This window comes from Mesorhizobium sp. U510 (assembly GCF_059180695.1).
Genome location: NZ_CP180532.1, coordinates 5,127,428 through 5,141,519 on the forward strand (window position 1 = coordinate 5,127,428; position 14,092 = coordinate 5,141,519).

At 64.7% G+C, this 14,092-nt stretch carries 10 protein-coding genes; 9 read left to right on the forward strand and 1 reads right to left on the reverse strand.

The genetic code is table 11. From position 1 onward, the window contains the following. The 4 genes from ACLGL5_RS26650 to ACLGL5_RS26665 all read left to right on the forward strand — a co-directional run bounded on the left by ACLGL5_RS26650 (window position 1) and on the right by ACLGL5_RS26665 (window position 5,499). Window positions 1-297, forward strand: coding sequence for a sarcosine oxidase subunit delta (locus ACLGL5_RS26650; RefSeq protein WP_019858730.1), 297 nt, complete (start codon window positions 1-3; stop codon window positions 295-297). Further along, window positions 294-3,302, forward strand: a complete 3,009-nt coding sequence (locus ACLGL5_RS26655) for a sarcosine oxidase subunit alpha (RefSeq protein WP_069092387.1) — start codon at window positions 294-296, stop codon at window positions 3,300-3,302. The genes ACLGL5_RS26650 and ACLGL5_RS26655 overlap by 4 nt, the downstream gene beginning before the upstream one ends. Further along, window positions 3,295-3,882: a sarcosine oxidase subunit gamma gene (locus tag ACLGL5_RS26660; protein WP_069092388.1), complete on the forward strand. Its 588-nt coding sequence runs from the start codon at window positions 3,295-3,297 to the stop codon at window positions 3,880-3,882. The genes ACLGL5_RS26655 and ACLGL5_RS26660 overlap by 8 nt, the downstream gene beginning before the upstream one ends. A gap of 174 nt (window positions 3,883-4,056) precedes the next feature. Beyond that, the gene (locus ACLGL5_RS26665) at window positions 4,057-5,499 is read left to right on the forward strand and encodes an MFS transporter (protein WP_069092389.1); all 1,443 of its coding nucleotides are present in this window, start codon (window positions 4,057-4,059) and stop codon (window positions 5,497-5,499) included. Window positions 5,500-5,517: 18 nt separating this feature from the next. Here the strand turns inward: ACLGL5_RS26665 and ACLGL5_RS26670 are convergent, their stop codons facing one another. Further along, on the reverse strand, window positions 5,518-6,222 hold the full coding sequence (locus ACLGL5_RS26670; protein ID WP_069093446.1) for a nitroreductase: 705 nt from the start codon (window positions 6,220-6,222) through the stop codon (window positions 5,518-5,520). Between the two features lie 225 nt (window positions 6,223-6,447). On the opposite strand from ACLGL5_RS26670, the gene ACLGL5_RS26675 reads away from it, so the two are divergent. From ACLGL5_RS26675 to ACLGL5_RS26695, 5 genes are all read left to right on the forward strand, one after another. Then, a complete protein-coding gene (locus ACLGL5_RS26675; RefSeq protein ID WP_019858736.1) occupies window positions 6,448-6,990 on the forward strand; it encodes a helix-turn-helix domain-containing protein in 543 nt (180 codons plus the stop codon). 93 nt (window positions 6,991-7,083) lie between these two features. Beyond that, window positions 7,084-9,537, forward strand: coding sequence for a GcvT family protein (locus ACLGL5_RS26680; RefSeq protein ID WP_069092390.1), 2,454 nt, complete (start codon window positions 7,084-7,086; stop codon window positions 9,535-9,537). Further along, window positions 9,534-10,439 carry a homocysteine S-methyltransferase family protein gene (locus tag ACLGL5_RS26685; protein WP_019858738.1) on the forward strand — a complete coding sequence of 302 codons (906 nt, stop codon included), beginning with the start codon at window positions 9,534-9,536 and terminating at the stop codon, window positions 10,437-10,439. Before ACLGL5_RS26680 ends, ACLGL5_RS26685 begins: the two co-directional genes overlap by 4 nt. Then, entirely contained in the window at window positions 10,432-11,613 is a 1,182-nt protein-coding gene (locus ACLGL5_RS26690; RefSeq protein WP_069092391.1) for a pyridoxal phosphate-dependent aminotransferase, read from the forward strand. The genes ACLGL5_RS26685 and ACLGL5_RS26690 overlap by 8 nt, the downstream gene beginning before the upstream one ends. Beyond that, on the forward strand, window positions 11,610-14,072 hold the full coding sequence (locus ACLGL5_RS26695; protein ID WP_069092392.1) for a GcvT family protein: 2,463 nt from the start codon (window positions 11,610-11,612) through the stop codon (window positions 14,070-14,072). Before ACLGL5_RS26690 ends, ACLGL5_RS26695 begins: the two co-directional genes overlap by 4 nt. Window positions 14,073-14,092 lie beyond the last annotated feature (20 nt).

Sequence of the window (14,092 nt, forward strand, 5' to 3'; positions counted from 1 at the left end):
ATGTTGATCACCTGTCCCTATTGCGGCCCGCGCGACGTCATCGAATTCACCTATCAGGGCGACGGCAACCGCGAACGTCCCGACCCGGCCTCGCAGAATTTCGAGGCGTGGAACGCCTATGTCTATGACCGGCTGAACCCGGCCGGCGACCACAATGAGATTTGGCAGCATTCCGGCGGTTGTCGCACGCATCTGCGCGTCGTGCGCAACACGCTGACGCATGAGATTTCGAGCGTCGCCTTCGTGCGCGGCGATCATGCCTCAACCGCGCGCCGCAAGGCGGAGGACAAGGCATGAGCCCGCGCCGCACCGACACTGGCGGCCGCATCGACCGGCTGAAGACGATCCGCTTCACCTTCGACGGCGTTGCCTTTACCGGCCATGCCGGCGACACGCTGGCCTCAGCGCTGCTGGCCAACGGCGTCACGCTTTTCGGCCGCTCGTTCAAATACCACCGTCCGCGCGGCCTGCTGACCGCGGGCGTCGAGGAGCCCAACGCGCTGGTGACGGTGCTGAAGGGCGAGGTGCGCGAGCCTAACATTCCAGCGACCATGGTCGAGATTCATGATGGGCTGGTGGCGATCAGCCAGAACCGTTTCCCTTCCCTGGCCTGGGATATCCATGCCGTCAACCAGCTCGGCGGCAAGATCCTGTCGGCCGGCTTCTACTACAAGACTTTCATGGGGCCGGTGATCGGTCCGCTGAAAGGCACGCATTTCTGGATGTTCTGCGAGCATTTCATTCGCCGCGCCGCTGGTCTGGGCAGCGCCGGATCGGCGAAGGATCCCGCCCGCTACGAACGCATGAACGCTTTTTGTGACGTGCTGGTGGTCGGCTCCGGCCCGGCCGGCCTGATGGCCGCCAAGGCCGCCGCCGATCAGGGCGCCCGCGTCATGCTGGCCGATCTCGAGCCGCGTTTTGGCGGCTCGACCAACTGGTCGGACGAAACCATCGATGGCGCGCCGGCCGCCGATTGGGCGCGCCGCACCGTCACCCAGCTCGAAGGCCGTGACAATGTCCGGCTTTTGCCGCGCACCACGGTGTGGGGCTATTACGACAACAACACGCTTGCCGCGCTCGAACGGGTCAGCGACCACAAGGAGCAGCCCGCCAAGGGCGAGCCGCGCCATCGCTATTGGGCGATCCGTGCCAGATCGGTGGTGCTGGCCACCGGCGCCTTCGAACGGCCGCTGGTCTTCCCCGGCAATGACAGGCCGGGCGTGATGCTGGCGCATGCGGCGGAGCGCTATGCCAACGAGTTCGGCGTGCTGCCGGGCGAGCGGATCGCGCTGTTCACCAACAATGACAGCGCCTATCGCGCGGCCGTCGCCCTGAAGAAGGCCGGTGCGGCGATCGTTGCCATCGCCGACGTCAGGTCCGAGCTTTCGCCAGAGATGCGCAAGCTGGCCACGGAAGCCGAGGCCGAGATCTTTGCGGGCCATGCCGTGGTCGCCACCGAGGGCGGCAAGGCGCTGTCCGGCGTCAAGGTTCAGCGTTTCGACATGGTCACCGGCGCGCTCACCGGCGATGAGCGAAGCATCCATGCCGACTGCCTGCTGATGTCCGGCGGCTGGTCGCCGACCATTCATCTGGCCAGCCAGGCCGGCGCCAAAGCGGAATGGAATGCCGCACGCCAGGCATTCCTGCCGCCGAAGCCGACGCAGCATGGGCCGACACAGCAGTGGATTGGCGCCGGCGCTTTCACCGGCAGTTTTTCCACCGCAGAGGCCATCGCCGAAGGCCGCGCCGCCGGCCTTGCAGCGGCCGGCGGAACGAGCACGCCGGCGGCATTGCCCACGGTCGAAGCCGTCCACGGAGATCCCGATCCGGCGCCTGTGTTCGAGATCAGGGCCAAGGGCAAGAGCTTTGTCGACTTCCAGCATGACGTGACGGCGGAGGATGTCCGGCTGGCGCACCGCGAAGGCTTCGTCTCGGTAGAGCATCTGAAGCGCTACACCACGCTCGGCATGGCCACCGACCAGGGCAAGAGCTCCAACGTTCCCGGCCTCGCCATCATGGCCGAGGCGCTGGGCAAGCCGATCCCCGAAGTCGGCACGACGCGCTTCCGGCCGCCCTTCGCGCCCGTTTCGATTGGCTCGCTGGCGGCGGAGCGCTTTGGCGACCTGAAGCCGGAGCGGCTGACGCCGATGCATGATTGGCACCTCGCCAATGGCGCGACCATGTATTCCGCCGGCCTCTGGTACCGGCCGATGATCTACGGGCTTTCAGGCGAAACGATCGAGCAGGCCTATGTGCGCGAAGCCAAGGCGACGCGTGAAAGTGCTGGCATCGTCGATGTCTCGACGCTGGGCAAGATCGCCGTGCAGGGCCCCGATGCCGCCGCGTTCCTCGACCGCGTCTACACCAACATGTTTTCGACGCTCGCCGTCGGCAAGGCGCGCTACGGGCTGATGCTGCGCGAGGACGGCTTCGCTTTCGACGACGGCACCACCTGGCGGCTCGGCGAACAGGATTTCCTGATGACCACCACGACGGCCAATGCCGGCAAGGTGATGCAGCATCTGGAATACTTCCTCGACGTGATCTGGCCGGACCTCAAGGTTCACGTCACTTCGGTGACCGACGAATGGGCGGGTGCGGCGATCGGCGGCCCGAAAGCCAGGCAGATCCTCGCCGCCTGCGTCATAGGCACCGCGGTCGACAATGCGACACTGCCCTTCATGGGCATCGTCCGTGGCCAGATCGCAGGCGTGCCGGTGATGATTTGCCGGCTTTCCTTCTCCGGCGAAATGGCCTTCGAGGTCTATTCCGGCGCCGGCTATGGCACCCATGTCTGGGAAGCGCTGATCGAAGCCGGCAAGCCGTTCGGCCTGGTCACCTACGGGCTCGAGGCGCTGGGCACGATGCGCATCGAGAAGGGCCATGTCACTGGCGCGGAGATCGACGGCCGCACCACTGCGCGCGACCTGCATCTCGACTGGATGCTGTCGAAGAAGAAGCCCTTCATCGGCTCGGCGATGATGGACCGCGAAGGCCTGATCGCGTCCGATCGGTTGGAACTGGTCGGCCTGATCGCGCTCGACAACCGGCCGCTCAGTGGCGGCGCGCACATTGTTGAGGCGTTGGACGAGGCCAATCCGCACGGATCGATCGGACACATCACCGCCTGCTGCTATTCCCCGGCACTCGGCAAACATATCGCGCTGGCGCTGGTCCAGGGCGGCAAGGCACGACACGGCACGCGTGCCCATGTCTCCGATCCCTTGCGCAATAGGTTCGGACCGGTCGAGATCGTCTCCAACCATTTCTACGATCCGGAAGGGACCCGCATGCATGGTTGAGCGCCAATCCTCCCTCGAGCCGGAGTTTCATGTCGGCTCGCATGGCAATTTCGAGCATGGCGTCGAGATCCTGCTGACCGAGACGAGGCCGGGCTCGATCGTTCAGCTCGCCGCCTGGCCGGGCGAGGAGAAGAAACTGATCGCTGCCATCCGCAGCGTCACCGGGCTGGCGCTGCCGGACGGCGCCGGCGGGGGCTCGAGCGACGGCGTGAAATCGGTGTTCGGCTTCGCGCCGGGAAAATTCACCGTGGCCGACGAGGCGGAAGGGCTGGCCGCGGCTTTTGCCAAGGCGGTGACGCCTGCCATCGGCACGGTGACGGACCTGTCCCATGGTCGCACCGCCATCCGCATCGCGGGGCCGAAGGCCGAATGGGTGCTGGCGAAATTCTTCGCCATCGACTTCGCGCTGCCGGCCTTCCCGGTCGGCGCCGGGCGGTCGACCGCTCACCACGACGTCTTCGCCCAGATTCAGCGCACCGGCGCCGACCAGTTCGACATCTACGTCTTCCGCTCCTTTGCACGTTCGTTCTGGAAGGCGCTCTGCCATGCCAGCGAGGAAGTCGGCTACGAGGTGCAGTAGGCGGTGGCGGCATATGGCCGCTTCGCCCCTGCTTCTGGCCTCAATGCCCGCCGGTTCTGCCGCTAGAGAATCGCGCCGCGGGCGGCCATGGTGGAACAACATGGCCGCCAGATCGGCCTAAGGGATAAAAATCCCGTCTCAGGCTCGGCACATTCGTTTGGTTCGAACATCCCCATGACCGCAGAACTATCCGCCGGCGCCACGGATCGCGCCGATGTGTCGGCCAGAGCCTTGCTCCTGCTGCCGCTAACGGTCGCCTGCGGCGTGTTCATGACCAGCCTCGACCAGAATGTCGTGGTGACGGCGCTGCCCGGCATCGGCGAAAGCCTCGCCCGCCCGCCGAGCCAGCTCGGCCTGTTGATCACCGTCTATGTCGCCAGCCTGATCATCTCGATGCCGCTCGGCGGCTGGGCCGCCGACCGCTTCGGCCTGCGCAACGTCTACTGCTTTGCCTTGCTGGTGTTCGCCACCTCGTCGGCGCTCTGCGGCCTGTCTGATAACATCTGGAAACTGGTCGGCGCCCGCGCGCTGCAGGGATTTGGCGGGGCACTGATGGGCACGCTCGGCCAGGTCGTCATCCTGTCGAGCTTCCCGCGCAACCGGACGCTGAAAATCAACATGTATATCTCGGTGGCAAGCCAGACCGGGCCGCTCGTCGGGCCGCTCGTCGGCGGCGCTCTGACCACCTACATTTCCTGGCGCTGGATTTTCTTCATCAACGTGCCGTTCGCGCTGGCGGCGGCAGTCCTTGCCGCGTCGCTGTTCCCGACCATGACCAAGCCCGTTCGCACGCGGTTCGATTTTCCAGGCTTCCTGCTGGTCGGCAGCGGCATGATCCTGCTGGTGTTCGGCATGGATTCGCTTGCCGCCAAAGACGCCGGCGGCGGTATGATTGCCGGCGAACTGGCGCTGGCGGTCATCATCCTGTCGATTGCCTCGCTCTACTGCCTGCGCGTACCCAATCCCCTGCTCGATCTCAAGCTCCTGCGCATCCGCACCTTCCGCATCTCGTTCCTCACCGGCGGCGGGCTGGACACGATCGGGCTGAGTTCCGTCGCCTTCCTGCTGCCGCTGATGTTCCAGCTCGGCTTCGGCATGAGCGCGGTGCAGGCGGGATCGCTGACCTTCGTTGCCGCGCTCGGCTCGGTGATCATGCGTTTCTTCATGCCGCGCGTCCTCAACCGGTTCGGCTTCCGCCGCGTCCTGGTCTTCAACACGCCTGTTGTTGCCGCCATGGTCGCCGGCTTCGCCTTGATGCAGGCGACCACGCCGGTCTGGATCGTGCTTGGCTATATCTTTGCTTTCGGCGTCTTTCGGTCTGTTCAATGGGCCTCGACCGGCAACCTCGCCTATTCCGACATCGCCCCAGACCAGCTCGCTCGCTTCAGCGCGCTCTACTACATCCTCTGGCAGCTGGCGGTGGCGGTCAGCGTCGGCCTGGCGGCGGCCATGCTGTCGTTCCTGGCCGGCGGCGGGCCTGCCGTGACCAATGATTTCCGGATCCTGTTCGCGATCGAGGGCCTCATCACGCTCTGCGCGCTGCTTGCCTACCTCAAGCTGACGCCCCAGGACGGCGCCCATGTCAGCGGCCATGGCATGCAGATGAATACCGAATAGCTGAAGTCAGCAGCCGCTCTATTCGCTGAACGTCACCCACTCTTCCAGCGGCACGCGGTCGGTGCGGAAGGCGTTTTCCGGCTTGGAGGTGTCCTCATAGCCGAGCGCCATGCCGCAGACGACGATCTCCTCGTCGGGAATGTTGAGCACCGGCCGGATCTGCCGGTGGTAGGGCGCGAAGGCCGCCTGCGGACATGTGTGCAGGCCCCTGCCCCGCGCCGCGACCATGATGTTCTGCAGGAACATGCCGTAGTCGATCCACGAGCCCTGGTTGAGGCGGCGATCGATGGTGAAGATCATGCCGACGGGCGCGTCGAAGAAGACGAAGTTGCGGTCGTGCTGGGCACGCATCTTGTCGACCTCGCGGCGGCCGATGCCGAGCGCGCCGTAGAGACCGAAACCGTTGGCGCGCCGCCGCGTCAGATAAGGTTCGAAGAACTGGGTGGGATAGTAGCGATACTCGTCCCAGTCGGCCTTTTCGGCGCGGATACCGGAATTCAGAATGGCATCCGATATCTGCTGCTTGGTCTCACCCTTGGTGACGTAGACCCGCCATGGCTGCATGTTGGTGCCGGACGGCGCGCGTGCCGCAACCGCCAGAATGTCGCGAACGGTGTTGTCGTCGATCATGTCGGGCAAAAACGCGCGCACCGAACGGCGCGACACGATCGCCTCGTCGACGATCTCGGCCTCATCCGCGATTCGAGCCTTCTTTTCCAACATGGGCCGTCCCTTAGCCATTGCGTCGATCGGACGTCCCCACTCGCCGCTCGCGGCGGAGCCTTTGCATGAACCGTGAAAATCCTGCAAGCAAATCTTGAGCATTGGTGAAAATCTACTTGATTTTTTCATGAGCTTGATTTCTCATGAAATTCGGATTGAAATTTTCATGAAGTGAGCGTTTTGGCGTCTCCTACCGCACGAACATTGCAGGGACCTGACGAACGCGTGCTGGCCAGCGATATCCGCGCGCTGCGCCGGGCACGCGGGCTGACGCTCGCCGAAATCGCGCTGAAACTCGGCCGTTCGGTCGGCTGGGTCAGCCAGGTCGAACGCGGCCTGTCGACGCCGTCGCTCAGCGATCTCAGGGCGTTCGCCGAACTGTTCGGTGTGCCGATCAGCCTGTTCTTCAGCCATGACGTGCCGGTCGAAAGCGAGCGCGGCGTGGTGGTGCGCGCCGGCAGGCGCCGCACCCTTGGCACCAGCGAGACCGGCCTGGTGGAAGAACTCCTGTCGCCCGATCTCGGTGGTAGCTTCGAGATGGTGCGCTCGATCTTCGCGCCGGGCGCGCAGATGAAGACCGAGCAGCTGCGGCCGACCGAGGAAGCCGGCTATCTCGCCTCGGGTATTTTCGAGATCGAGATAGCTGGCGTCTGGCACCGACTCGGCGAAGGCGATTCCTTCCGCTTCGAAGGCAAGCCCTATCGCTGGCGCAATCCAGGCACCGAGCCGGCGGTTGTCATCTGGGTGGTTTCGCCACCGGTTTATTGAAATGCATGTCGCCCAAAAGTGTGCAGCGGTTTTGGGCGACATGCATCAAAACAAGAAATAGAAGCGCGACGCGCTTCGGTCTGGGAGAAGAACATGGCGGGTTTGCCGAGCACGGCGCGCGTGGTGATCATCGGAGGTGGCGTCGTCGGTACCTCCTCGCTGTATCATCTCGCCAAGGCAGGCTGGACCGATTGCGTGCTCCTGGAGAAGAACGAGCTGACATCGGGCTCGACCTGGCATGCCGCCGGCAATGTGCCGACCTTCTCCTCGTCCTGGTCGCTGATGAACATGCAGCGCTATTCCACCGAGCTTTACCGCGGCCTCGCCGACGCGGTCGACTATCCCATGAATTACCACGTCACCGGCTCGCTGCGCCTTGCCCATACAAAAGAGCGCATGCAGGAATTCCAGCGCGCCAAGGGCATGGGCCGCTATCAGGGCATGGACATCGACGTGGTCGGCGTCGACGAGATCAAGCGCCGTTATCCCTTCATCGAGACGCATGATTTGAAGGGCGCGCTCTATGACCCGAGCGACGGCGACATCGACCCGGCGCAATTGACCCAGGCGCTGGCCAAGGGCGCGCGTGACCTTGGGGCGAAAATCATCCGCTTCTGTCCCGTCACCGGGGTGCGCCGTGAGAAGGACGAATGGGTGGTGACCACGCCGCAAGGCGAGATCCGCTGCGAGATCGTTGTCAACGCCGCCGGTTATCGTGCCGCCGAAGTCGGCCGGATGTTCGGCCGCGAGGTGCCGATGATGGTGATGAGCCACCAATACATCCTGTTCGAGGAAATTCCGGAACTGGCGGCCTGGTCGAAGGAACAAGGCAAGAAACTGCCGCTGCTGCGCGATGTCGATACGTCCTATTATCTTCGCCAGGAAAAGGCCGGCATGAATCTCGGCCCCTATGAGCGCAATTGCCGCGCGCATTGGGCCACCCCTGGCGATCCGATGCCGGAGGATTTTTCCTTCCAACTCTTCCCCGACGATCTCGACCGGCTGGAACATTATTTGGCAGACGCCGTCGCCCGCGTGCCGATCCTGGGTACCGCCGGCCTGTCTAAAGTCATCAACGGACCGATCCCCTATGCGCCGGACGGTAACCCGCTGATCGGCCCGATGCCCGGCGTGCCCAACGCCTTCGAGGCCTGCGTCTTCACCTTCGGCATCGCCCAGGGTGGTGGCGCCGGCAAGGTGCTGGCCGAATGGGTCACGCAGGGCCAGACCGAATGGGACATGTGGTCCTGCGATCCGCGCCGCTTTACGTCCTTTGCCTCGGCGCCAGACTATTGCGTCGCCAAGGGCATGGAAATCTACGGCAATGAATACGCCATCCAGTTCCCGCGCCATGCCTGGCCGGAAGGTCGCGACCGTAAACTGTCACCGATCCACGACCGCACAAAGGCGCTCGGCGGCCGCTTCGACGCCTATAATGGCTGGGAACGCGCCACCTGGTATGCGCAACCCGGCGACGACATCTCGGAGGGAGCAACACTGACCTTCCGCCGCGACGGACCCTGGCAGCATCGCGTGCGCGAAGAATGCCTGGCCGTGCGTGACGCCGCCGGCATACTCGACCTGCCGGGTTTCTCGCGCTTCAACCTCGAAGGCCCCGGCGCCGCCGAATGGCTAAGCCTGCAGGTCACCGGACTGGTGCCGAAGCCCGGCCGCATCGGCCTGGTCTATTTCGCCGACGACAAGGGCCGCATCGTCACCGAAATGTCGGTCGTGCGCCACGGCGAGGACCAGATGACGCTGATCACCGCGGCGGTCGCGCAATGGCATGATTTCGAATGGCTGAAGTCGCGCATGCCCGGGGATGCGGCCTTCACCCTGACCGACCGCACCGAGGACTATTCCACTCAGATCCTGGCCGGCCCAAATTCGCGAAGAATCCTCGCCGATGTCTGCGACGCCGACCTCGCCCTACCGTGGCTGACGCATCAGGAAACCAGGATAGCCGGCCGCTGGGCCAAGCTGGTGCGCGTCTCCTTTGCCGGCGAACTCGGCTGGGAAATCCACACCAAGATCGGTGACACCGGCGCCATCTTCGACGCCATCTGGGCGGCCGGGCAGAAGCATGGACTGAAGCCGTTCGGCATGTACGCGCTGGATTCGCTCAGGCTTGAGAAGGGCTACCGCGCCTGGAAGGGCGATCTGTCGACCGACTATTCTATCCTGCAGGGCGGGCTCGAGCGCTTCGTCAAATGGGAGAAGCCCGATTTCCGCGGCAAGGCAGCACTGCAGAACGAGAAGCAGCAAGGCGTGAAGAAGCGCTTCGTCACGCTGGTCGTCGAAAACCCCGGTGATTGCGACGCGCCCTACATGTCGACGCTGTGGCATGGCGGCCAGATCGTCGGCGAGACCACGTCAGGCGGCTGGGGCCATCGCATCGACAAGTCGATCGCGCTCGGCATGCTGCGCGTGGATTTGACCGAGCCAGGCACCTCCGTCGAGGTCGAAATCTTCGGCGACCGTTTCCAGGCGGTCGTGCAGAAGGACGAGCCGCTCTGGGATCCCAGGAACGAGAGGCTGCGCGCATGAAGAATGTCATCCTCACCGATGGTGGCATGGGCCAGGAACTGGTCCGGCGCAGCAAATCCGAGCCGACGCCGTTGTGGTCGGCCAGGGTCCTGATCGACGAACCCGATCTGGTGCGCGACCTGCATGCCGAATTCATCCGCGCCGGCGCCCGCGTGATCACCATCAATACCTATTCGGCGACACCTGAGCGCCTGGCGCGCGAGGGTGCCGAGGACCTGTTCAAGCCGTTGCAGAAGCGCGGCATCGAATTGGCCCGGCAAGCGTGTGACGCAGCCGGCGACGCAGCGATCGCCGGCTGCCTGTCGCCGCTTTTCGGCAGCTACGCCCCTGCGCTGACCATCTCTTACCAGGAGACGCTTGACATCTACCGCCGCATCGTTGCCGAGCAGGCGGATGGCGTCGATCTGTTCCTCTGCGAAACCATGGCCTCTGCCGATGAGGCGCGCGCGGCCGTCACCGCGGCATCGGAAAGCGGCAAGCCGGTCTGGGTGTCGTGGACGCTCGCCGATCACGGCGCGCCGCGGCTGCGCAGCGGTGAAACAATAGCCGCCGCGGCAAGCGCGCTCGATGGCCTGCCGATAGCGGCGCGGCTGCTCAACTGCTGCCGGCCGGAAGCGATCGCCGCCGCCTTGCCTGAACTGATCGACCTCGGCGGCCCGGTCGGCGCCTATGCCAATGGCTTCACCTCCACGGAAGCGCTCAAGCACGGCGGTACCGTCGATGTGCTGCACGCCCGCCACGACCTCGGCCCGGACGCCTATGCCGAGCAAGCGATCGGCTGGGTGGAGGCAGGTGCTGACATCGTCGGCGGCTGCTGCGAAGTCGGACCGCCGCACATTGCCGCGCTGCGCGATCGGCTGCAGCAGGACGGTTACGAAATTTCGGGGGTTTTGCATGCCTAGACCATCGTCTCGCATCTCCGGCATCGTGCCTTCGGGCAAGGATGGCTGGGAGGTTCATTTCGCCGCCTGGACCCGCAAGGAAGCCGGCGAGGACATCATCATGCTGTCGGTCGGCGATCACGACTTCGACACGCCCTCGCAAACGGTCGAGGCCTGCGTAACCGCGGTTCGCGGCAGCAATCACCATTACACGCCGCTTCCCGGCCTGCCGCGCCTGCGCCAGGCAATGGCGGCCGCCTCCAGCGCCTGCACCGGCGTCGAGACGACGCCCGATCAAGTCATCGCCACGCCGGGTGGCCAGGCGGCCCTTTATGCGGCCGTGCAGGCCGTTCTCGACCAGGGCGATCATGCCATCGTCGTGGCGCCGTACTATGCCACCTATCCCAACACATTCAGCGCCGCCGGCGCGAGTTTCACCGTCGTCGAAACGCCGGCCGAGGACGGTTTTCAGCCCCGCGCGGACATGATCCGCGCGGCACTCAAGCCCAACACGCGCGCCATCCTGATCAACACGCCGAACAACCCGACAGGTGCGGTCTATTCGCGCGAGCGGCTGGAACAGTTGGCCGAAATCTGCCGCGAGCATGATCTCTGGCTGCTGTCGGACGAGGTCTACTGGACGCTGGGCGGCGGCGAGCATGTCTCGCCACGCTCGCTACCCGGCATGGCCGAGCGCACGCTGGTCATCAATTCCATGTCCAAGAGCCATGGCATGACCGGCTGGCGCATGGGCTGGCTGACCGGTCCGCAGGATATGATTACGCTGCTCATCAACCTCAATCTGGTGACGACATACGGCCTGCCGGCCTTCATCTCGATCGCGTGCGCCGAGGCACTCGAGAACCGTTACGGCGTCAAGGAGATCGCCGAGCGCTACGCGGCGCGCCGCACCGTCCTGCTGGATGCCGTGCGCGGCATGAACAATGTCAGCGTGCGCGGTTCCGAAGGCGGCATGTATGTCATGCTCGACATATCCGATGTCGAACCGGATGACGAAAAATTCGCCTGGGCCCTCCTCGACCAGGAGAAGGTCGGCGTGATGCCCGGCTCCAGCTTCGGCGAAGCCGCCGCCGGCCACATCCGCATCAGCCTCTGCCAGCCCGAGCCCGTACTGCAGGAGGCGGCCGCTCGGCTGCGCCGTTTTGCTTCCAGCTATCGCCGCGAGGCCGCATGACCAAGAGCATCCCCACCAAGGCCATTCCTACCAAAGCGACGGCGGTGATCATCGGCGGTGGCGTTTCCGGCTGTTCGGTCGCCTATCACCTGGCCAAGCTCGGCTGGACCGACATCGTGCTTCTGGAGCGCAAGCAGCTGACCTCGGGCACGACCTGGCATGCCGCCGGCCTGATCGGCCAGTTGCGCGGCTCGCAGAACATGACGCGGCTGGCGAAATATTCGGCCGACCTCTACGTCAAGCTGGAAGCCGAGACCGAGGTCGGCACCGGCATGCGCCAGGTCGGCTCGATCACGGTCGCGCTCACCGAGGAGCGCAAGCACGAGATCTACCGGCAGGCATCGCTGGCGCGTGCCTTCGATGTCGACGTGCGCGAGATTTCGCCGAATGAAGTCAAAGAGATGTATCCACATCTCAACGTCTCCGACGTCGTCGGCGCCGTGCATCTGCCGCTCGACGGCCAGTGCGACCCCGCCAACATCGCCATGGCTCTAGCCAAGGGCGCGCGCCAGCGGGGTGCTGCCATCGTCGAGAATGTGAAGGTCACCAAAGTCCATACCAGGAACGGCCGCGTCACCGGCGTGTCCTGGGCGCAGGGCAACGAAAAGGGCATGATCGAGGCCGACATTGTCGTCAACTGCGCCGGCATGTGGGCCCGCGAACTCGGCGCCCAGAACGGCGTCACCATTCCGCTGCACGCCTGCGAGCATTTCTACCTCGTCACCGAGCCTATCCCCGGCCTCTCCCGCTTGCCGGTGCTGCGCGTTCCCGACGAATGCGCCTACTACAAGGAAGACGCCGGCAAAATGATGCTCGGCGCCTTCGAGCCGGTGGCCAAGCCATGGGGCATGGACGGCATCCGCGAGGATTTCTGCTTCGACCAATTGCCGGAGGATATGGACCATTTCGAACCGATCCTCGAAATGGGCGTCAACCGCATGCCGATGCTGGCCACCGCCGGCATCCACACCTTCTTCAACGGCCCCGAGAGTTTTACCCCGGACGACCGCTACTATCTCGGCGAGGCGCCGGAACTGTCCGGCTACTGGATGGCGACCGGCTACAATTCGATCGGCATCGTCTCCTCCGGCGGCGCCGGCATGGCACTGGCGCAGTGGATCAACGATGGCGAAGCGCCGTTCGACCTCTGGGAAGTCGACATCCGCCGTGCCCAGCCATTCCAGAAGAACCGCCGCTATCTCAAGCAGCGCGTCTCCGAAACGCTCGGCCTGCTCTATGCAGACCATTTCCCCTATCGGCAGATGGCGACGTCGCGCGGTGTGCGCCGCTCACCCCTGCATGAGCACCTGAAGGCGCGCGGCGCCGTGTTCGGCGAGGTCGCCGGCTGGGAGCGCGCCAACTGGTTCGCCCGCGACGGCCAGGAGCGCGAATACCGCTATTCCTGGAAGCGGCAGAACTGGTTCGACAACCAGCGCGAGGAACATCTGGCGGTCCGCAACAAGGTCGGCCTGTTCGACATGACCTCGTTCGGCAAGATCCGCGTCGAGGGCCGCGATGCCTGTGCCTTCCTGCAAAGGCTGTGCGCCAACGACATGGACGTGGCACCGGGCAAGATCGTCTATACCCAGATGCTCAACCAGCGCGGCGGCATCGAGAGCGATCTCACGGTCTCGCGCCTGTCGGACACCGCCTACTTCCTCGTCGTCCCAGGCGCCACGCTGCAGCGCGATCTGGCCTGGCTGCGCCGGCATGTCGGCGAGGAGTTCGTCGTCATCACCGATGTCACGGCGGCGGAAAGCGTGCTCTGCCTGATGGGTCCGGATGCGCGAAAGCTGATCCAGAAAGTCAGCCCCAACGACTTCTCCAACGAGAACAACCCGTTCGGCACGTTCCAGGAGATCGAGATCGGCATGGGCCTCGCCCGCGCCCACCGCGTCACCTATGTCGGCGAACTCGGCTGGGAGCTCTATGTCTCGACCGACCAGGCCGCCCATGTCTTCGAGGCGATCGACGAGGCGGGCGCCGATGTCGGGCTGAAACTCTGCGGCCTGCACACTCTGGATTCCTGCCGCATCGAAAAGGCCTTTCGGCATTTCGGCCACGACATCACTGACGAGGACAATGTGCTGGAAGCCGGCCTCGGCTTCGCGGTGAAGACGGCCAAGGGCGACTTCATCGGCCGCGATGCGGTGCTGAAGAAGAAGGAGGCCGGATTGAACCGCCGGCTGGTGCAGTTCCGGTTGAAAGACCCGCAGCCCCTGCTCTTCCACAATGAAGCCATCCTGCGCGACGGCAAGATCGTCGGCCCGATCACCTCGGGCAATTACGGCCACCATCTCGGCGGCGCGATCGGGCTCGGCTATGTGCCGTGCCAGGGCGAGAGCGAGGCCGATGTGCTGGCCTCGTCCTACGAGATCGAGATCGCCGGCGAGCGGTTTGCGGCGGAAGCCTCGCTGAAGCCGATGTATGATCCGAAGGCGGAACGGACGAGAATGTAGCGCCCTCGTCCTTCTCCCCG

Excerpts from the sequence above, each read along its gene's own strand:
- ACLGL5_RS26665 (WP_069092389.1), top strand. The coding sequence starts at position 4,057 with ATGACCGCAGAACTATCCGCCGGCGCCACGGATCGCGCCGATGTGTCG.
- ACLGL5_RS26680 (WP_069092390.1), top strand. The coding sequence starts at position 7,084 with ATGGCGGGTTTGCCGAGCACGGCGCGCGTGGTGATCATCGGAGGTGGC.
- ACLGL5_RS26695 (WP_069092392.1), top strand. The coding sequence starts at position 11,610 with ATGACCAAGAGCATCCCCACCAAGGCCATTCCTACCAAAGCGACGGCG.
- ACLGL5_RS26655 (WP_069092387.1), top strand. The coding sequence starts at position 294 with ATGAGCCCGCGCCGCACCGACACTGGCGGCCGCATCGACCGGCTGAAG.
- ACLGL5_RS26660 (WP_069092388.1), top strand. The coding sequence starts at position 3,295 with ATGGTTGAGCGCCAATCCTCCCTCGAGCCGGAGTTTCATGTCGGCTCG.
- ACLGL5_RS26650 (WP_019858730.1), top strand. The coding sequence starts at position 1 with ATGTTGATCACCTGTCCCTATTGCGGCCCGCGCGACGTCATCGAATTC.
- ACLGL5_RS26685 (WP_019858738.1), top strand. The coding sequence starts at position 9,534 with ATGAAGAATGTCATCCTCACCGATGGTGGCATGGGCCAGGAACTGGTC.
- ACLGL5_RS26690 (WP_069092391.1), top strand. The coding sequence starts at position 10,432 with ATGCCTAGACCATCGTCTCGCATCTCCGGCATCGTGCCTTCGGGCAAG.
- ACLGL5_RS26670 (WP_069093446.1), bottom strand. The coding sequence starts at position 6,222 with ATGTTGGAAAAGAAGGCTCGAATCGCGGATGAGGCCGAGATCGTCGAC.